Annotated in this window: 16 protein-coding genes; 14 read left to right on the top strand and 2 right to left on the bottom strand. The window is 69.4% G+C overall.

Annotated elements, in window-relative coordinates:
* Positions 1-2: 2 nt before the first annotated feature.
* Genes DMB37_RS32065 through DMB37_RS32015 form a run of 11 tightly spaced genes read left to right on the top strand, consistent with a single transcriptional unit; the run spans position 3 to position 11478 of the window.
* A complete protein-coding gene (locus DMB37_RS32065; protein WP_135235867.1) occupies positions 3-530 on the top strand; it encodes a GNAT family N-acetyltransferase in 528 nt (175 codons plus the stop codon).
* Positions 527-1612: an LLM class flavin-dependent oxidoreductase gene (locus DMB37_RS32060; protein WP_135235866.1), complete on the top strand. Its 1086-nt coding sequence runs from the start codon at positions 527-529 to the stop codon at positions 1610-1612. The genes DMB37_RS32065 and DMB37_RS32060 overlap by 4 nt, the downstream gene beginning before the upstream one ends.
* Entirely contained in the window at positions 1609-3228 is a 1620-nt protein-coding gene (locus DMB37_RS32055; RefSeq protein WP_135235865.1) for an ABC transporter substrate-binding protein, read from the top strand. The genes DMB37_RS32060 and DMB37_RS32055 overlap by 4 nt, the downstream gene beginning before the upstream one ends.
* Before the next feature lie 2 nt (positions 3229-3230).
* Complete coding sequence (locus tag DMB37_RS32050) at positions 3231-4241, top strand: ABC transporter permease (protein ID WP_135235864.1); 1011 nt, start codon at positions 3231-3233, stop codon at positions 4239-4241.
* Positions 4234-5106 (top strand): ABC transporter permease, encoded by an 873-nt coding sequence (locus tag DMB37_RS32045; protein ID WP_135235863.1) that lies wholly within the window; start codon positions 4234-4236, stop codon positions 5104-5106. Before DMB37_RS32050 ends, DMB37_RS32045 begins: the two co-directional genes overlap by 8 nt.
* On the top strand, positions 5103-6785 hold the full coding sequence (locus DMB37_RS32040; RefSeq protein ID WP_135235862.1) for an ABC transporter ATP-binding protein: 1683 nt from the start codon (positions 5103-5105) through the stop codon (positions 6783-6785). The genes DMB37_RS32045 and DMB37_RS32040 overlap by 4 nt, the downstream gene beginning before the upstream one ends.
* Complete coding sequence (locus DMB37_RS32035; protein WP_135235861.1) at positions 6785-7027, top strand: hypothetical protein; 243 nt, start codon at positions 6785-6787, stop codon at positions 7025-7027. Before DMB37_RS32040 ends, DMB37_RS32035 begins: the two co-directional genes overlap by 1 nt.
* Positions 7027-8160: an LLM class flavin-dependent oxidoreductase gene (locus DMB37_RS32030; protein ID WP_135235860.1), complete on the top strand. Its 1134-nt coding sequence runs from the start codon at positions 7027-7029 to the stop codon at positions 8158-8160. Before DMB37_RS32035 ends, DMB37_RS32030 begins: the two co-directional genes overlap by 1 nt.
* Complete coding sequence (locus DMB37_RS32025) at positions 8157-9527, top strand: NtaA/DmoA family FMN-dependent monooxygenase (protein ID WP_135235859.1); 1371 nt, start codon at positions 8157-8159, stop codon at positions 9525-9527. Before DMB37_RS32030 ends, DMB37_RS32025 begins: the two co-directional genes overlap by 4 nt.
* A complete protein-coding gene (locus DMB37_RS32020) occupies positions 9524-10330 on the top strand; it encodes a DUF1684 domain-containing protein (RefSeq protein ID WP_135235858.1) in 807 nt (268 codons plus the stop codon). The genes DMB37_RS32025 and DMB37_RS32020 overlap by 4 nt, the downstream gene beginning before the upstream one ends.
* Entirely contained in the window at positions 10327-11478 is a 1152-nt protein-coding gene (locus DMB37_RS32015; protein WP_135235857.1) for an LLM class flavin-dependent oxidoreductase, read from the top strand. The genes DMB37_RS32020 and DMB37_RS32015 overlap by 4 nt, the downstream gene beginning before the upstream one ends.
* 90 nt (positions 11479-11568) lie before the next feature.
* Here the strand turns inward: DMB37_RS32015 and DMB37_RS32010 are convergent, their stop codons facing one another.
* Positions 11569-12138 (bottom strand): hypothetical protein, encoded by a 570-nt coding sequence (locus DMB37_RS32010; protein WP_135235856.1) that lies wholly within the window; start codon positions 12136-12138, stop codon positions 11569-11571.
* Positions 12139-12385: 247 nt separating this feature from the next.
* Here DMB37_RS32010 and DMB37_RS32005 point away from each other — a divergent pair, with 247 nt between their 5' ends.
* Positions 12386-14413, top strand: coding sequence for a CocE/NonD family hydrolase (locus tag DMB37_RS32005; RefSeq protein WP_135235855.1), 2028 nt, complete (start codon positions 12386-12388; stop codon positions 14411-14413).
* Positions 14414-14487: 74 nt separating this feature from the next.
* Here the strand turns inward: DMB37_RS32005 and DMB37_RS32000 are convergent, their stop codons facing one another.
* On the bottom strand, positions 14488-15489 hold the full coding sequence (locus tag DMB37_RS32000; protein WP_135235854.1) for a methylenetetrahydrofolate reductase: 1002 nt from the start codon (positions 15487-15489) through the stop codon (positions 14488-14490).
* A gap of 131 nt (positions 15490-15620) precedes the next feature.
* On the opposite strand from DMB37_RS32000, the gene DMB37_RS31995 reads away from it, so the two are divergent.
* The gene (locus DMB37_RS31995; protein ID WP_135235853.1) at positions 15621-16772 is read left to right on the top strand and encodes a polyprenyl synthetase family protein; all 1152 of its coding nucleotides are present in this window, start codon (positions 15621-15623) and stop codon (positions 16770-16772) included.
* 192 nt (positions 16773-16964) lie between these two features.
* The gene (gene crtI, locus DMB37_RS31990) at positions 16965-18590 is read left to right on the top strand and encodes a phytoene desaturase family protein (protein ID WP_135235852.1); all 1626 of its coding nucleotides are present in this window, start codon (positions 16965-16967) and stop codon (positions 18588-18590) included.
* The last annotated feature ends 17 nt before the right edge of the window (positions 18591-18607 follow it).

Raw genomic sequence — 18607 nt, 5'->3', positions numbered from 1 at the left:
CGGTGACGCAACAGCTTTCGGCACAGGACCTGCGGGTGCACCGGGTCGCCCAGGACGACCCGCTGGCCGCGCCGCTGCTCGCCGAGCTCGCCGTCGAGTACAGCAGCCGCTACGGCCGCAGCCCCGGTGAGATGCACGCGTCGCTGCGCGACTATCCGGCCACCGAGTTCGCGCCGCCGCACGGCGCGTTGCTGGTCGTCACCCGCGACAGCGAGCCGGTGGCGGGCGGGGCCTTCCAGCGCTACGACGCGGAAACCGCTGAGCTCAAACGGATCTGGACGGCTCGCGAACACCGCAGGCAGGGGCTCGGGTTGTTCGTGCTCGCTCAGCTCGAGGCCGAGATCGAGCGGCGCGGCTACCGGCGTATCTATCTGACCACCGGTCCGCGGCAACCGGAGGCCGTCGGCCTCTATCTGGCCGCCGGATACACCGCGCTCTACGACCCGGCCGTGCCCGCCGAGGAGCTCGGCAAGCACCCGTTCGAGAAGCGACTGCCCGCGGTCACCGACGCACTGGGAGCATCCGCATGAAGTTTCTCCTGTTCACCTTGGTCACCCGGGTGCCCGACCCCACGACCGGTCGGCTGCCTGGCACCAGGGAGCGCCTGCGCGACGTCGTCGCACAGGCCAGGCTGGCCGAGGATCTCGGCTACGACGGCTTCGCCGTCGGCGAGCGGCACGAGGATCCGTTCCTGTCCTCGGCTCCCCCGGTGATCCTCAGCCACATCGCCGCGGTCACCTCCCGCATCACGCTGTTCACCGCCGTCACCACGCTCAGCCTGCTGGATCCGGTGCGGGCCTTCGAGGACTACTCGACGCTGGACAATCTGTCCGGCGGCCGCCTCGAGTTGATCATCGGCAAGGGCAACGGGACCGCGCAGGCCGAGCTGTTCCACGTCACCACCGACGATCAGTGGGACCGTAATCACGAAGGCTACGACCTGTTTCGGGCGCTGTGGCGCAGCGAGAGCGTCACCTGGTCCGGCCGGTTCCGGCCTGCGCTGACGAACGCCAAGGCGCTGCCGCGGCCGTGGCAGCCCGAGATCCGGATCTGGCACGGCAGCGCGACCAGCCGCGACTCGGTGGAACTGGCCGCGCGCCACGGTGATCCGCTGTTCTCGGCGAACGTCACCAACCCGATCGAGCCGTATGCCGAACTGGTCCGCCACTATCGGGAGCGCTGGGAGTTCCACGGGCACCACCCGGCCGACGCGTTGGTCGGCGCGGGTACGGCGGGATTCCATGTCGCCCGCACGTCCCAGCAGGCCCTCGACACCTATCGGCCGATCTTCGAGGCGCGCCTGGCGTTGGCGCGCACCCTCGGGCTGCCGGTCGTGTTCGAGACGCTCGACGACTTCGTCACCCGCAGCTCGGCTTTGGTCGGCAGCCCGGAGCAGGTGATCGACAAGGTCGGCAGGCAGCACGAGCACTTCGGGCACGAGGTGATCCACCTGTCCGCCGAGCGGGACGGTCGCCCGGAGATCGACTACCTGGACAGTCTCGCGCTGTTCCAAACAGAGGTGGCGCCGGAGCTGCGCCGCCGAATCCCGAGCCGCCCGTTGGCCGCCGGCGCCGAGCTGGTCCACACCGAAACTTCTGGAGTCGCCTCGTGATCCGTTCCCGTCACCGAATTGCCGCGCTGGCAGGCGCATTGGCCGCGGCCACCACGGTTGCTGCCTGCGGCACCGATTCGGCCGCGCCAGGCGGTGACGCGGGACCGCCGAAGCCGGGCGGCACCCTGCGCTATGGCTTGTCGCAGGCCCCCACCTGCTCGGATCCCGCGCAGTCTGGCACCAACCAAACCCTGTACGTGACACGTCAGATCGTCGACTCGCTGACCGATCAGGATCCGAAGACCGGTGAGCTGAAGCCGTGGCTGGCGCAGCGCTGGGAGGTCACGCCCGATGCGAAGGTGTTCACCTTCTACCTCACCGACGGCGTCACCTTCAGCGATGGCACACCGCTCACAGCGGAGTCGGTGGGTAAGACCTTCGACTCGATCATCAAACTCGGGTCGGCCAAATCCCCGCTGGCATCGAGCTACCTCACCAACTATGTCGGCACCACCGCGGTGGATCGGCTGACCGCGCGGGTGGAGTTCAGCAAGCCCAACGCGCAGTTCCTGCAGGCGTCCTCGACCACCCAGCTCGGCATTCTGGCCGAGGCCACCACCGCCAAGCCCGCCGAGCAGCGCTGCCTCGGCGACAATATCGCCAGCGGGCCGTTCACCTACGCGGGCTACCGCCAGGACGCCTCGGTCACGTTGGCCAAACGCGCCGGGTATCAGTGGGGTTCGGCGGTGTTCGCGCACCGCGGCGAGGCCTACCTGGACAAGATCGAGTTCACCGTGGTGCCCGAATCCGGCGTGCGCACCGGCAGTCTCGCCTCGGCGCAACTCGACGCGATCAGCGATGCGCTGCCGCAGGACGCAGCACAGATCGAGGCGGCAGGCGGGCGGGTGCTCAGCACCGCGAATCCCGGGGTGCCGTTCGGCTTCCAGACCAATGTGACCCGCGGCCCGCTGCGCGATCCCGCCGTGCGCCAGGCGCTGCTGCCCGCGATCGACCGTAAACAGTTGGTGGATACCGTGCTCGGGCCGCAGTTCAAGCCCGCGACCAGCCCACTGGCCAGCAGCACACCCGGCTACCAGGACCTTTCGGACCGGCTGGCCTACGACCCAGGCAAGGCCCGCGGCATTCTCGACCAGGCGGGCTGGGTGCCCGGCGGTGACGGCATCCGGGTGAAAAACGGCGAGCGGCTGTCGTTCTCGGTGCTGTTCAGTCAGGTGTTCGCGGGCAACCAGGCGATCATCGAGCTGGTACAGCAACAGCTGCGGCAGGTCGGGGTCGAGCTGAAGCTGGATCTGGTGTCGGGCGCCGAGGCGACGGCACGGCAGAACGCCAAGGACTTCGACAGCAGCTACGGCAACACCACCCGCGCCGACGGGGACATCCTGCGCACCTCGTTCGGTCTGGACGGCCGCAATCTCAATGTGCGAGGGCCGATTCCGGCGCTCGACGACGCACTCAACGGCCAGTTGAGCACAGTCGACACCACCGTCCGTAACGGCCTCATCCACACGGCCCAGCAACAGGTGCTCGACGCCGGGCTGTTGATCCCGACGGTGGAGCTGTCCCAGGCGATCGGCGCGGGCAGCACCGCCCAGGATCTGAAGTTCGAGGCCTCGGCGCGACTACAGTTCTTCGACGCCTGGCTGAGCGGGCGGTAACGATGGCGCGCTATCTGGCTCTGCGGGTCCTGCAGGCGGTCTGGGTGCTGTGGGCGGCGTTCACCATCTCCTTCGTGGTGCTCTATCTGCTGCCCGCCGACCCGATCTCGATCGCGGCCGACGGCGGCGGCGCGGGGACGCCGGTGGACAAGGCCGCCATCGCCGAGTTGCAGGCGCGCTACGGGCTGGATCGGCCGCTGTGGGAACAGTATTGGACCGCGCTGGGGCACGCGGTGCGCGGTGATCTCGGGCATTCGATCGGCACCGGCCAGCCGGTGACCGGCGCCATCGGTGACGCGCTGCCCGCGACGCTCGGATTGGCCGGGCTGGCACTGCTTTTCGCGACCGTCGGTGGAGTAGCGCTGGCGTTCGCCGCGACGTACACACGGCGGCCGTGGCTGCGCACCGTGCTCCAAGCCCTGCCTTCGCTGGGGGTCTCGGTGCCGACCTTCTGGACCGGTTTGCTGCTGCTGCAACTGTTCTCGTTCCAGTGGCGCCTCGCTCCGGCCTTCGGCGGGCACGGCTTCGCGGGCACCGTCCTGCCCGCCCTGACCCTGGCCCTGCCGATCGGCGCGGTGATCGCCCAGGTGCTGGCCGCGGGTCTCGAATCGACCTGGCGGCAGCCGTTCGTCGACGTCGCGTTGGCGAAGGGCGGCTCGCGCTGGTGGGTGCAGCGCAAGCATGTGCTGCGCCCCGCCAGCGTGCCCACCTTCACCATCGCCGGCGTGCTGATCGGCAACATGCTCGCCGGATCGGTCGTGGTGGAGACGGTCTTCGCCAGGCAGGGCGTCGGCCGCCTCACCCAGACCGCGGTACTGGCCCAGGACATTCCCGTGGTGCAGGGCATCGTGCTGCTCACCTCGGCCGTGTTCGTCACGGTGAATCTCGCGGTGGACCTGCTCTATCCGTTGCTCGACCCGCGCATCGCCGCGCGTGCCCGGCGCGCGGTCGCGCCCGAGAAGACAGACGACAAGGTCGGCGGCACCGCCGAAGGGGTGGCAATTCATGGTTGACGTCATCGATGAGCGGCGGCGTGTCGCCTTCCCGCGGGTGCGCAAGCCCGTGCTGCGCTGGAAGTGGTTGCGCGGCAACGTTGCCCTGCTCCTGTCCGGTCTTGTCGCGGCGCTCGCCGTCGGCTGGGCGCTGTTCCCTTCGCTGTTCGCCAGTGGCGATCCGCTGACCGGCGTGCCCGCGCACAAGTTTCGCGGGCCGAGCGCGGAGCACTGGTTCGGGACCGACAATCTCGGGCGCGACCTGTACACGCGCATGGTGCACGGCGCGGGGCTCTCGCTCACCGCGACGCTCGCGGCGGTGGGTATCGCGCTGATCGCCGGGTCCGTCCTCGGACTGCTGTCGGGTGCGGCGGGCGGCATCGTCGATACCGTTGTCATGCGCGTCGTGGATGTGCTGCTGTCGATTCCGGCGCTGCTGTTGTCGCTGGCGCTGGTCACCGCCCTTGGCTTCGGCACCCGCAATGTGGCGATCGCGGTGGGGGTTTCGCTGGTCGCCAACTTCGCCAGGGTGATGCGGTCGGAAGTGCTGCGGGTGCGGCACGCGGCGTATGTCGAGGCCGCGCACGCGTCGGGGGTCCGCTGGTACACGGTGCTACTGCGGCACGTACTGCCCAACTCGTATCAGCCGGTGCTGGCGCTGGCCGCCGTCGAGTTCGGCATGGCCGTGCTGTCGGTGTCGGCCCTGAGTTTCCTCGGCTACGGCGCGAAACCGCCTACGCCCGAATGGGGTTCGCTCATCTCCGAGGGCCGCAACTACCTCGCCACCGCGTGGTGGATGACCACTCTGCCCGGCCTGGTCATCATCGCGGTGGTCGTGGCCGCCCAGCGTCTCGGGCGCGCCGTTGGAAGGAACGAACAGCTATGACCAGCACTACTTCGCCGCAAGCGGCACCGACCGAAGACCAGCTGCCCGCGCCTGCCGCGGGACAGTACGCCGGTCCGCTGTTGCGGATCGACAATCTGCGCGTCCGCTACCGGTCCGACTCCGGTGACGTGACCGCGTTGGCCGGAGTCTCGCTCAGTGTGTCCCGTGGCGAAGTGGTGGCCCTGGTCGGCGAATCCGGTTCCGGCAAGTCCACTCTCGCACAGTCGGTGATCGGCTTGCTCGGGGCCAATGCCGAGATCACCGGTGGGACTATCGCGTTCGACGGCAAGGTCGTCGACACCGGCTCCGAGCGCGCTCTGCAACGGCTACGCGGCGCGCGCATCGGGTTCGTGCCGCAGGATCCCGGGTTGTCGCTGAACCCGGTACGGCGCGTGGGCGAACAGGTGGCCGAGGCGCTGCTGGTGCACCGGCTGGCCGACCGGCATTCGGCGCGTGAGCGCGCGGTCCAACTGCTCGCCGACGCGGGCCTGGACCGTCCCGAACTGCGGGAAGTGCAGTACCCGCACGAACTCTCGGGCGGGCAACGGCAGCGGGTGCTCATCGCATCCGCGCTGGCCTGCCTGCCGGAGCTGGTGATCGCGGACGAGCCGACCAGCGCGCTGGACGCCACGGTGGCGCGGCGGGTGCTCGATCAGCTCGCCGCGCAGATCGCGGCCAAGGGCACCGCGGTGCTGCTGATCACCCACGATCTCGCGGTGGCGGCCGAGCGCGCCGATCGGATCGTGGTGCTCAACGGCGGCGAAATTGTGGAGAGCGGACCCACCGCTACGGTGCTCGCGGCACCGCGCCATCCGTACACGAAGCGGCTGCTCGCCGCCTCGCCAAGCCTGGCGCCCGCCGTCGCCTATCGGACACCCAAGCCGCGCGAGGGTGCACCGCTGCTGGCGTTGCGCGAGGTGCGCAAGCGTTTTCGCGCACAGGCGGGTGGCTCGGTGACGGCGGTCGCCGGGGTCGGCTTCGAGCTCGGCCGCGGCGAAACGCTCTCACTGGTAGGCGAATCCGGCTCGGGCAAGTCGACCACCGCCCGAATCGCGCTGCGGCTCACCGAACCCGACAGCGGCCGGGTCACCTTCGACGGGCACGAGTTGACCAAGGTCCGCGGCGCCCGGTTGCGGGCGCTGCGCCGGCGGTTCCAGGTGGTGTACCAGAACCCGTACTCGTCGCTGGATCCGCGCTGGCGGGTCGGCACGATCATCGAGGAACCGTTGCGCGCGTACGGGGTCGGCGACCGCGCGGCCAGGCAGGCCCGGGTCGCCGAACTGCTCAGGCAGGTGGCGTTGCCGGAACACTTCGCGCAGCGCCGTCCCGCGGAACTGTCCGGTGGGCAGCGTCAGCGCGTCGCCATCGCCCGCGCCCTCGCCCTGCACCCGGACCTGCTGGTGCTGGACGAACCCGTCTCCGCGCTCGACGCCTCCGTCCAAGCGCAGATCCTCGAGCTGCTCGACCGGCTACAGGCCGAGCTGGCGCTGAGCTATCTGTTCATCTCGCACGACCTCGCGGTGGTCCGCCGGATCAGTGACCACGTCGCGGTCATGCGGCACGGCCGCATCGTCGAATCCGGGCCGACCGCAGCGATTTTCGACAACCCACAGCACGAGTACACCCGCGAGCTGTTGTCCGCCATACCCACGCCCGCCGCCGCGAAAGGACCATCCTGATGCCGGAATCGACCTACCGTCACAGCCGGATACTCGTCCGCACCGACCGGCCCGCGTGCTGCCGGAGCAGGCCGCAACGCCCGGGATCGCTGCCCACGCGGGCGAAGCGCTGGTGGCGCACGCATGTGCCCGAGCGCACCGCGGCCACCGACCTGTGGCAGCACGCGTTCTTCTTCGCTCCCGACGCGGCGGGTGTGCATCCCGCGGCACGGCAGTGCTTGAACTGGAAGGAAACCTACTGATGGCCGATTCCGACTTATTCCTAGCGGTCGAGCTGGCGGGGACGGGGATTCACCCGGCGTCGTGGCGCCGGGACGACTCGCGAGCCGAGGATCTGTTCACCGGCGCGTACTGGGTCGACGCCGTCACCGCGGCCGAAAAGGCCGGGGTGGACGCGGTATTCGTGCCCGACTCGTTCGGCTTGCAGCCGGGTGGGCCCGGCGCGACGCGGGGCAGGCTCGACGCGGTGGCGATCGCCGCCAGGGTCGCGGCGGCCACTCGGCACATCGGCCTGCTTCCGCAGGGCGCTGTGACGCACACCGAGCCGTTCCATCTGGCCAAGGCCATCCAGAGTCTCGATTTCGCCTCGTTCGGGCGCGCCGGGTGGGAGGTGACCGTATCCGAAGGTGTGGAGCAGGCACGGGCATTCGGCCGTAAGGACGCGCAGGACGCGGCGTCGCTGTGGCACGAGGCCGACGAAGCGATCGAGGTGGTCACCCGGCTGTGGGACAGCTGGGAGGACGACGCGGAGATCCGCGATGTGCCCACCGGGCGCTTCATCGACCGCGACAAGCTGCACTACATCGACTTCGCCGGGGACAACTTCTCGGTGAAGGGGCCGTCGATCACCCCGCGCTCGCCGCAGGGTCAGTCGATCGTGGCGGTGCGCGCGCAGAACGACGTGAGCACGGGTGTCGCGGTCCAGCGGGCCGACCTGATCCGCATCGCCGCAGACGATCTCGACGCCGCGCGGGTCTTGCGGACCGCACTGCGGACGGCGGTGCGTGCCGCGGACCGCGATCCCGATGCCGTGCGAGTGCTGCTGGATGTCGAACTCCACCTGGCTGATTCACCGGATTCCGCGCATGCGGAGGTGGCCCAGCTGGATAGGTGGGCCGACCCCGGCATCTCGACCAGCCTGCGCCACCTCGGCACTCCAGCGACACTGCACGAATTGCTGGGGACCATCAGCGCTTCCGGTGCCGCCGATGGTGTCGTACTCCGCCCGCTCGCCGTACCGGCGACAGTCGACCGGCTCACCGCGTCGGCCCGGACACCTCGCTCCGCCACCACACTGCGCGAGCGCCTCGGTCTCCCCCGCCCGGCCAGCCGGTATGCCGACAGCACCACGATCCAGGAAGGTACGCCGTCGTGACCGGCAAACCACGCAAGCAGATCCACCTCGCCGCCCATTTCCCCGGCGTCAACAACACCACCGTCTGGGCCGACCCCGCCTCGGCGAGTCAGGTGGAGTTCGAGTCGTTCGTGCACCTGGCGCAGACCGCCGAACGCGGCCTGTTCGACTTCTTCTTCCTGGCCGAGGGGCTCCGGCTGCGCGAACACCGCGGGCGCATCCACGATCTCGACGTGGTGGGCAGGCCGGATACCTTCACGGTGCTCAACGCGCTGGCCGGGGTGACCGACAAGCTGGGCCTCGCGGGCACCATCAACAGCACCTACAACGAACCGTTCGAGCTGGCCAAGCAGTTCGCCTCGCTGGACCATCTGTCCGGCGGCCGCGCCGCCTGGAACGTCGTCACCTCCTCCGACGCGTTCACCGGCGAAAACTTCCGCCGCGGCGGCTATCTCGAACACAGCCAGCGCTACCAGCGCGCCGCCGAGGTGGTCGAGGTGACCCGCAAGTTGTGGGACAGCTGGGCCGCCGACACCCTGGTGATCGATCGGGCCGCAGGGGTGTTCGCCCGCGAGGTCCCCGAAACCCGGCACCGCGGTGCACAATTCGACATCGCCGGACGGTTCGTGCTGCCGCCGAGCCCGCAGGGGCACCCGGTGTTGTTGCAGGCGGGCGATTCCGACGACGGCCGTGAGTTCGGCGCGTCCGCCGCCGATGCGATCTTCACCGGGCACGGCACGCTCGAAGCGGGACAACGCTTCTACGCCGACGTCAAAGGCCGACTGGCGAAATACGGCCGGACCCCGGACGAACTGAAGATCCTGCCCGCGGCCACCTTCGTGCTCGGCGACAGCGCGCAGGACGCCGAGGAGCGGGCCCACCATATCCGCCGCCAACAGGTCGGCCCGCAGACCGCCATCGCCTTCCTCGAACAGGTCTGGGGCCGTGAGCTTTCCGGCTACGACCCGGATGGACCGCTGCCGGACGTCGAGCCGACCGACAACGTCGACATCACCCGCGGCCGGGTGCGCCACGCCAAGGACCCACGCGCGGTCGCCGCAGACTGGCGCGCCAAGGCCGAGGCCGAGAACCTCAGCATCCGTGAGCTGATCATCGAGGTCACCGCGCGCCAGCAGTTCGTCGGCACGCCCGCCGCGGTCGCCGAGCAGATCGACACCTACGTCCAGGCCGACGCCAGCGACGGATTCATCCTCGTCCCGCACCTCACGCCGGGCGGGCTCGACGAATTCGTCGACCGGGTCGTCCCGGAACTACAGGAGCGCGGCAGTTTCCGCACCGAATACACCGGCACGACCCTGCGCGAGCATCTCGGGCTGCGCCATCCGCACCGCCACAGCACCGTCCACGAAGGAGCACGAGCGTCATGACGACCAGCATCAGCACCGATTTCGCCACCGAGTGGGCCGACTGGCAGCACACCAGGGTGGCGCAGCTGCGCGACCCGCTCGGCTTCCTCAGTCTGACCGCATTGCATTGGCTCACCGACCAACCCGAGCGGCTGCCGGACGTGCCGGGCACCTGGTGGGTCACCGACAACAAGGTGTTCATCACCGCGCAGCCCGCCGACCGCCTGGAGGTCGACGGTGTCGGCATCGCGGGCGTGCGGATCATCAAGCCAGAAGAGGGCGCGCCGGGTCTCCGTGTGCGGCACGAGCGCCGGGTGCTCGAGGTGATCCGCCGCAGCGGTCTGTATGCCGTCCGGGTGCACGACCCGGCGGCGCCGACCTTGGCGAGTTTCGACGGAATCCCCAGTTACGCACCGGATCCGCGCTGGGTGGTGACCGGGCGGTTCACGCCGTTCGGCGAGCAGCGCACGGTGACCACCGGCGCCGTGGTCGACGGCCTGGAGCACCACCATGCCGCCGTGGGCACCATCGAGTTCACCATCGGCGAGGCCACCGAGCGGGTCGTCGCGTTCGGCGACCCGACCGACCTCCGGCTGCTGTTCACCGACGCGACCAGCGGCATCACCACCTATCCCGCGGCCCGCTCGCTCGCGATCGGCGCACCGGAGGCGGACGGCACAGTGCGCCTCGATTTCAACCGGGCGGCAAACTTGCCCTGCGCCTTCACCGATTTCGCGACCTGCCCGGTCGCGCCCGCCGAGAACCGGCTGCGCGTCGCGATCGAGGCGGGCGAGCAGGATCCACGGTTGGGGCGGAATTCATGAGTGTCCCGCTATCGATCCTCGACCTGTCCCCGATCAGCGCCGGATCGACCGCGCAGCAGGCGCTGCGCAACACCGTCGATCTCGCACAGCACGCGGAACAGTGGGGCTACCACCGGTATTGGCTGGCCGAACACCACTTCGTGTCGGTGGCCAGTTCCGCTTCGATCACCCTGATCGGACTCGTCGCCGCGGCCACCTCGCGAATTCGGGTGGGGTCGGCGGCCGTTCAGGTCGGTCACCACACCTCGGCATCGATCGTGGAAGCGTTCGGCACCATCGACGCGCTGTACCCCGGCCGACTCGACCTCGGGCTCGGGCGGTCCGGTCACCGGCGCAGCCAGTACGGCGCGGAACCGGCGCACCCGAAGGGCGGACATCCCAAGGTGGACACCGCGACCGGACGGACCCAGATCCGAGACGGCGTGGTGGTTCCGCCGCCCTTCGATCCCGGCCGGGTCGCCGACCGGACGAAATTCCTCGCCTCGGCCGCCGCGTTGCAGCAGGAAGGTGCGCAGGCACTCGACTTCGCCGAACAGGTCGACGAGGTGCGGGCACTGCTCGGCGGCCACTTCGTCAGCAAGAACGGCGTTGCGCTGCATGCCGTTCCGGGTGAGGGCGCGCAGGTCGAGCTGTGGTTGTTCGGCAGTTCGGGCGGCGAGAGCGCGGAGCTCGCCGGACAGCTCGGGTTGCCGTTCGCGGCGGCGTACCACGTGTCGCCGGGCACCGCCCTGGACGGGGTCGACGTCTACCGGGCCGCCTTCCGGCCGTCCGCACTGCTGGCCGAGCCGTACGTGGTGGTCTCGGCGGATGTCGTCGTCGCCGAGGACGACGCCACCGCGCGACACCACGCCGCCACCTACGGCCACTGGGTCCACAGCATCCGCAGCGGCGCAGGCGCGGCCGACTACCTCGACCCGGCCACCGCCACCCCGCTGACCCCCGAGCAGCACCGCTTGGTCGCCGACCGCCTCGCTACCCAATTCGTCGGCGCGCCCGGCACTGTCGTGGAACGGCTGGACGCACTCCAGCGCGTCACCGGGGCCGACGAACTCCTCGTCACCAGCATCACCCACCGCCACGAAGATCGATTGGCGTCGCACCGGCTGCTCGCCGACGCCTGGGGAATCCGCGCGGCCCGCGCCGCCTGATCCCGTCCCGCGAACCTCTTCGCCCCGTGTTCACGAATCTTCGTGTGCACGGGGCGAAGAGACGAATTGGTAGCGCCGACAGCCGATCCGCTATGCCGACTTGAGATCAATCGGGAGCCAGGGCTTCAGGGCGGTGCCGAACCTACCCAGCTTTTCGGCCCAGAAGTCGAGCCTGTTGTCCTTCGCCTCCTCGCTGTTCCCCACGTACTCGGGTCGGATCCGAACGGTCGTGCCATAGCTCGAGACGATCTTTTCGGCGGTGGCGATGTAGTCCGCGTACTTCTTGTCGTCGGCGACAACCTCGCAGAGGCCACGGCGCACCTTGTCGGTGTATGTGCTGTCCCCGAACACGGCTTTCCAAATCCTGCCCACGACATCGTCCGGCTTCGCCGGGTCGCCGAACTCGACGTAGAAGGTCTTGAGCGCACGGTTCAGATCGTCGAGAACCCCCGCCCCCACATCGTCGTTGGTACACGAGGCCTCACCGACGTAATACATCTGGTTCGGGCTGATCAAGCTCTTGGCCTCTGGAAATTTCACTCCAGGAATCTGGACAAGGATGGACTGGTACCTGAGGCCCTTGTCCTTCGTCGACCCGGTGGCCTCCGCCCCCGCCACCGGTAGGAACACTGTCGGCAACACGATCGCCGAGATCATCATTACGACACGAAAAGCGGTTCTCCGCACTACGGGATCACCCTCTCTGGCCTTCCGGACAGTCGGACTTCGACCGATATTCGTTGCCGCCTGCCCGACTGGATGGGTCTGGCAGGCGCTAGGCGGCGCCTTCGGCAGATTGCCCAGGTTGCGGCGGGGTTCTTCGTCATCTCGACATACTTCCCCCAATCCGGAAGAAACATACAGGCGTGCATGTATTCTTCTGCCGGATCAGGAGAGGGAGATATCAATGAGGATTGCTCCAGCCCGCCGATGGACCAGGGTGTGCGTCGGCCTGCTTGCGCTGCTTGCGGTTTCGCAGGTACTGGTGGCGCCCGGCGCTCCCGCCGCGCCCGAGGGTGCTGCGGCGTGGGCGGCGGTGCACGACGGTCCGCAGCAATATCCTGCGATGCATATCGACTGGGATGTGCCGATCACCATGAGCGACGGCACCGTACTGAAGGGGAATGTGTATCGCCCGGCGGATGCGAACGGTCCGATCACGACGCCGCTGCCGACGATCGTCAATCTGACGCCCTACACCAAGTTGTTGTCGATGATCGCGCAGACGGCGCTGTCCGTGCCGATGCTCTCCGACGCCGTGGTCGGGTTCCTGCGGGACTTCGAGCTGCCGGGGACACCGTTGGAGGCGCTGACGGATGCGACGCGGGTGGCCGGCGGCGGGTTCGGGCGGGCGTTCGCGGTGGACCCCAACCTGATTCGCAGTGGCTACACCCAGGTCGTCGTGGATGTCCGCGGAACCGGCTTCTCCCAGGGGATCTGGGAGCCGTGGGGGCCGAAGGACCAGCAGGACACCCCGGAGGTGATCGCGTGGGCCGCGGCGCAGTCCTGGTCGGATGGCAACATCGGGATGACCGGTGCCTCGTACTCCGGGATCAACCAGGTGCAGGCCGCCGAAAAGCAGCCGCCCGCACTGAAAGCCATCGTCCCGGTGGTGCCGGGCAATGATCTGGTGCGCGACATGATCGCGCCGGGCGGCGCGGCCATCGGCATCCTGCTGCCCTACCTGCTCGCGGTGAACGTGGCCAAGTTCCTGCCCGACCTGATGTCGCTGCTGCAGGGCAAGTTCGACATGCAATGGCTGACCGACCGGCTGGCCAGCCCGACGTCGTTCATGGACGTCGGAATCCAGACGATGAGCACCGATTCGTTCGACGCGGTACCGCCACAGCTGCAGCGAGTCCTCGACCCGGACAGCCCGATCCGTCAGGCGTGGCTCGGACATCCCGAACGCATCAGCGTGCCGACGATGGTGATCGGCGGCTGGCACGACAACTTCGCCAACGGGGAACCCCGGATCTACCAGGATATTCCGCTGCCGCCGGGGCAGAAGCAGCTGATCATGGGCAACAGCTACCACGTGAACACCGGCTTCGATATGCGCGGCCGCCACGGCGAACCGCCACGGATCGATGTGTTGCAGCGCGCCTGGTTCGACAAGTGGCTCAAGGGAATCGACAACGGCATCGACGGATACGGCCCGGTGACGCTGTGGCAACAGGGCGCGGGCTGGACCAGCACCGAGCAGTTCCCGCGCGCCGAGGCCGAGCACCGGCGGCTGTATCTGTCCGCGGCACCGAGCGGCACCTCGGCCATCAGCGCGCACGACGGAACGCTGACGGCGGCGCCGACTTCGGAGACCACTCGCCTCACCGTCGCGCCCGGTCTGGCCAGTCTGTGCTCGACCGACGCGGTGCAGGGCACCGCGGGCATCCTCGTCTTCTCCGGCTGCGGCAAAGACGCCAGGGTGCAGGAGATCAGCGGGCTCACCTTCACCAGCCCGCCGGTGGCCGAGCCGACCACGATCTCCGGGCCGATCGCGGTACACCTCAACACGGTGCACGACGCCACCGACGGCTACTGGACCGCGACGCTGAACGATGTTGCCCCCGACGGCCGTTCGGTCACGCTGACGACCGGGCAGCTGCTGTCCTCGATGCGCGCCATCGACGACGGCAAGAGCCGCCGCTCCCCCGACGGGGCCTACACCGACCCGTTCCCGGTGCTGTCGCTGGCCGCCCGGCAGCCCATGGTCCCGGGCCAGCCCACCCAACTCGACCTCGGGCTCGCCCCCACCGACGCGATCCTGCAACCGGGACACCGGCTTCGGATCGACATCTTCGCGGGCAACTACCCGAAGGGCCTGCCCATCCGCCCCATGCTGGACGCCACCGAGCTCAAACCCCAACACCTGCAACTGGATCCGTCGGCGCCCAGCTACGTCAACGTCCCCCTCGCTGGCAACCCCGGCTGGTAAACCACACCTGCCGATTTCCCGCATACCGGATCGCATGCGATTTCCGGTGCGGGTAATCAGAAGATGTGCGGCGGTCAGGCGCTGATAGGGGCGGCGGTGACGCCGTAACCGAGGTTGGTGAGCACCTCGGTGGTCGCCTTGGCGAAGTTCAGGGTGATGAAGTGCAGGCAGGGCGCACCCTCGTCGATGAGCCGCTGCGCCATCTCGGTGGCGATCTCGATGCCGACCTCGCGCACCGCGGCCTGGTTGTCGTCGGGTGCGTCGCCCGCGGCCTTGTTCAGCCGGTCGAGGACCGCGGCGGGCAGTGCACGGCCGCAGAGTTCTTCGGCCCGCGCCACCGTGCGCAGCGAGGTGATCGGCATCAGCTCGGGGATGATCGGCTTGGCGCCCTCGATCGGGTCGAACTTCGCGATCCGGTCGCGCAGTCGCAGATAGTGCTCGACGTCGAAGAACATCTGGGTGATCGAATACTCCGCGCCCGCACGCAGTTTCGCGGCCAGGAAAGCAGTATCGGAGTCCAGGTCCGGCGAACGATGGTGGCCCTGCGGGAACGAGGCGACACCGACGTGGAAGTCGCCGAGATCACGCACGATGCGCACCAGCTCCTCGGCGTAGGCGACACCCTCGGGGTGCTGCTGCCATTCGCCGAGCGGGTCGCCGGGCGGGTCGCCGCGCAGCACCAGGATGTTGCGGATGCCCGAATCGGCGTAGGAGCCGACCAGCGAGCGCAGCTCGCCGAGGCTGTGCTCGACGGCGGTCAGGTGCGCCACCGGCAGCAGCGTGGTCTCCTGGGCCAGCTCACCGGTGACCCGCACGGTGCGGTCGCGGGTGGACCCGCCCGCGCCGTAGGTCATCGAGACGAACGCGGGATGCATCCGCTCGAACTGGCGTACCGCACGCCACAGCCGAGCCTCCGCAGCGGCATCGCGAGGCGGATTGAACTCGACCGAGAACGGCACCGCCGCACCGGCGTGGGCCCGCAGACTCTGTACAACCGACGGTGTTCCAGAGACGTTCGGGTGCGTCCGGGGCGGACGGCCTGGGGTCGAGCGTCCCCGCGCATTGTCGAAAGTCACTGATTCAGTGTAGTGGTGACCGCCGGTGGCCCTCACGGGTCGTACCGACGAGTACGCGTATTCTTCGGACCAGACCGCACCGGGACGCGACAGGCAGTGCCCGGGCACCACGCGTCCACGACCGCACGACCTTGGAGGCTCCCCTGTCCGCCGGATCCGGTACTCAGACGCCTCACCGCACCTCCGCGGCGGAGCTCGTCGCGCCCCAGCCGGGTACGCCGGCCTTCGTCGCCGCCGTGGAAGACGCGCTGACCAGGTTCTTCGCCACCCGGCGCGACCTGGTCGAGCAGCTGGGCCCGGTCTTCGTGGAGGCTGCGGACGCCCTGGAGCTGTTCGTGCTGCGCGGCGGCAAGCGCACCAGGCCCGCGTTTGCCTGGACCGGCTGGCTCGGCGCGGGCGGCGACGCAGGCGGACCGGACGCGGACGCAGTGCTGACCGCGTGCTCGGCACTGGAACTCGTCCAGGCCTGCGCGCTGATCCACGACGACATCATCGACTCCTCGCGGACCCGCCGCCGCTTCCCGACGGTGCACGTCGACTTCGAGCAGCGCCACCGCGACCGCGCCTGGGCAGGCGACTCCGCGCACTTCGGCGCCAGCGTCGCGATCCTGGTCGGTGACCTGGCGCTGGCCTGGGCCGACGACATGGTGCACGCCTCCGGGCTCGACCCTGCGGCGATCGCCCGGTTCGCGCCGGTGTGGGCGGGCATGCGCACCGAGGTGCTCGGTGGCCAGCTCCTCGACATCCACGGTGAGGCGGGCGCCGACGAATCGGTCGAGGCCGCGCTGCGGATCAACCGGTACAAGACCGCCGCCTACACCGTCGAACGCCCGCTGCACCTCGGCGCGGCCATCGCCGACGCGGACCAGGGCCTGGTCGAGGCCTACCGCACCTTCGGCACCGACATCGGCATCGCCTTCCAGCTGCGCGACGACCTGCTCGGGGTGTTCGGCGATCCCGCCGTCACCGGCAAACCGTCCGGCGACGACCTGCGCGAGGGCAAACGCACCGTGCTGCTCGCCGAGGCGCTGGCCAGGGCCGACGAGGCCGACCCGGCCGCGGCGAAGCTGCTGCGCACCAGCATCGGCACCGATCTGGCACCCGAGGAGGTGGCGCGGCTGCGCGCCGTCATCACCGACCTCGGTGCCGTGGACGAGGTGGAGCGCCGGATCACCGAGCTCACCGACGCCGGACTGGCCGCCATCGAAACCAGCACGGCGACACCGGCCGCGAAGGAGCGGCTGCGCGCCATGGCTTTGGCGGCGACCAAACGCACCGCCTGAAAGTGGTTGCGCGACCGGCCGACTGGGTAACCCGGCTCGGTGCCGGCGTCGACCCGCTGCGTGCGTGAAGAGGAGAACTTTATGAAAGACGGTGGCGCTCATGGTTCTCGCGAGCCGGGAAGGCCCGAGACCGCACAAAGAGCTCGCGCGACCCGACGACGCGAGGCCGATCTTCCCCTGCTCGTCCGGGGCATGCCGATCGTCACACCCGATCGTGACCGGCAGCGCACCACCCATTCGGTGAAAACCGTTGCTGGGCCCACGGATCGCGTTGTCGTGGTCGGCGCCGGGCTGGCCGGACTCTCCGCCGCGCTGTATCTCACCGGCGCGGGACGCACGGTCACGCTGCTGGAGCGGGCCGACCATCCGGGCGGACGGGTCGGGCGCTACCGGGGTCCGGACTACGAGATCGATTCCGGCGCAACCGTGTTGACGCTGCCCGAGCTGATCACCGACGCGCTGGCCGCGGTCGGGCGGACGCCGCAGACCTGCAAGCCAGCGCTGCGCATCCATCAGCTGGCGCCGAGCTATCACGCCAAGTTCGCCGACGGCGCGACGCTGCGGGTGTTCGCCGACCCCGACGCCATGGCCGAGGAGGTCGCGCTGGCGTGCGGCCCTGCGGAGGCGCGGCGCTACCGGCGACTACGCGACTGGTTGGCGCGGATCTACGCGGCCGAGTTCGCCGCGTTCATGGACACCAACTTCGATTCACCGCTGGACATGCTGCGGGTGCCCGAAAAGCGCAGGGCGCTGGCGGCTTTGGTGCGCCTCGGCGGGTTCGGCAGGCTCGGGCCCAAGGTGAGCCGGTTCCTGGTCGACCCGCGTCTGGCGCGACTGTTCACCTTCCAGGCGCTCTACGCCGGACTGCCGCCCGCGCAGGCGCTCGCGGTGTACGGCGCGATCCCGCACATGGACACCTCGCTCGGTGTCTACTACCCCGAGGGCGGGATGCGGGCCATCGCGGTGGCAATGGCCGAGGCGTTCACCGCGGCGGGCGGCACGCTGGAACTGGGCACCGAGGTGACCACGGTGGACTACGCCGGTCGGCGGGCCGAGCGGGTGCGCACCGCGGACGGCCGCGCCTTCGACTGCGATGCCCTGGTGCTGACCGTCGACCTCGGCTCCATCGACCGCTACGGCGTGCGCCGCCGCCGCGGGTTACGCGCGGCACCCTCCGCGGTCGTCGCGCACGGCACGGTACCCGCCGAGATCGCACGCACCTGGCCGGTCCAGGCCCACCACACCATCGAGTTCGGGGCGGCGTGGGACCAGACCTTCGCCGAGATCGCGGGGCGGCGGGGCCGGCTGATGAGCGACCCGTCGTTGCTGCTGACCCGCCCCGCGCTCACCGACCCCGGCCTCTACATCAGCCGGGCCGACGGACAACACGAACCGTTCTCGTTGCTGGCGCCCTGCCCGAACCTGGATGCCGCGCCCTTGGACTGGCCTCGAATCGGCCCGGCGTACCTGCGTGAGCTGCTCGACGAACTGGAAAGACGGGGTTACGACGGTATTGCCACACAATTCACCGTCGACCATCTCGACACCCCACAGACCTGGCGTGACCAGGGCATGTTGGCCGGTACTCCGTTCTCCGCGGCGCACCTGTTCCGGCAGACCGGGCCATTTCGCTCGCGCAATTTTCCGCGCACCAGCGACAACGTAGTTATCGCTGGTTGCGGCACCACGCCGGGCGTCGGGGTGCCGACTGCGGTGCTGTCCGGAAAACTGGCGGCAACCCGTATTACCGGCGATACGCGTCCTGCTCGAGATGAAACCGCGCGTACCAGCGAGATAGTGTTCCCGGCGACGCCGTAAACTAGGCGCCGACCTAT

Source organism: Nocardia sp. CS682, assembly GCF_004634405.1.
GTDB lineage: Bacteria > Actinomycetota > Actinomycetes > Mycobacteriales > Mycobacteriaceae > Nocardia > Nocardia ninae.
The sequence above is the reverse complement of the archived record's forward strand: the minus strand, read 5'-3'. Positions and strand labels throughout refer to the sequence as shown.

Excerpts from the sequence above, each read along its gene's own strand:
- DMB37_RS32060 (WP_135235866.1), top strand. The coding sequence starts at position 527 with ATGAAGTTTCTCCTGTTCACCTTGGTCACCCGGGTGCCCGACCCCACG.
- DMB37_RS32050 (WP_135235864.1), top strand. The coding sequence starts at position 3,231 with ATGGCGCGCTATCTGGCTCTGCGGGTCCTGCAGGCGGTCTGGGTGCTG.
- DMB37_RS32045 (WP_135235863.1), top strand. The coding sequence starts at position 4,234 with ATGGTTGACGTCATCGATGAGCGGCGGCGTGTCGCCTTCCCGCGGGTG.
- DMB37_RS32040 (WP_135235862.1), top strand. The coding sequence starts at position 5,103 with ATGACCAGCACTACTTCGCCGCAAGCGGCACCGACCGAAGACCAGCTG.
- DMB37_RS32035 (WP_135235861.1), top strand. The coding sequence starts at position 6,785 with ATGCCGGAATCGACCTACCGTCACAGCCGGATACTCGTCCGCACCGAC.
- DMB37_RS32030 (WP_135235860.1), top strand. The coding sequence starts at position 7,027 with ATGGCCGATTCCGACTTATTCCTAGCGGTCGAGCTGGCGGGGACGGGG.
- DMB37_RS32020 (WP_135235858.1), top strand. The coding sequence starts at position 9,524 with ATGACGACCAGCATCAGCACCGATTTCGCCACCGAGTGGGCCGACTGG.
- DMB37_RS32015 (WP_135235857.1), top strand. The coding sequence starts at position 10,327 with ATGAGTGTCCCGCTATCGATCCTCGACCTGTCCCCGATCAGCGCCGGA.
- DMB37_RS32010 (WP_135235856.1), bottom strand. The coding sequence starts at position 12,138 with ATGATGATCTCGGCGATCGTGTTGCCGACAGTGTTCCTACCGGTGGCG.
- DMB37_RS32005 (WP_135235855.1), top strand. The coding sequence starts at position 12,386 with ATGAGGATTGCTCCAGCCCGCCGATGGACCAGGGTGTGCGTCGGCCTG.
- crtI (WP_135235852.1), top strand. The coding sequence starts at position 16,965 with ATGCCGATCGTCACACCCGATCGTGACCGGCAGCGCACCACCCATTCG.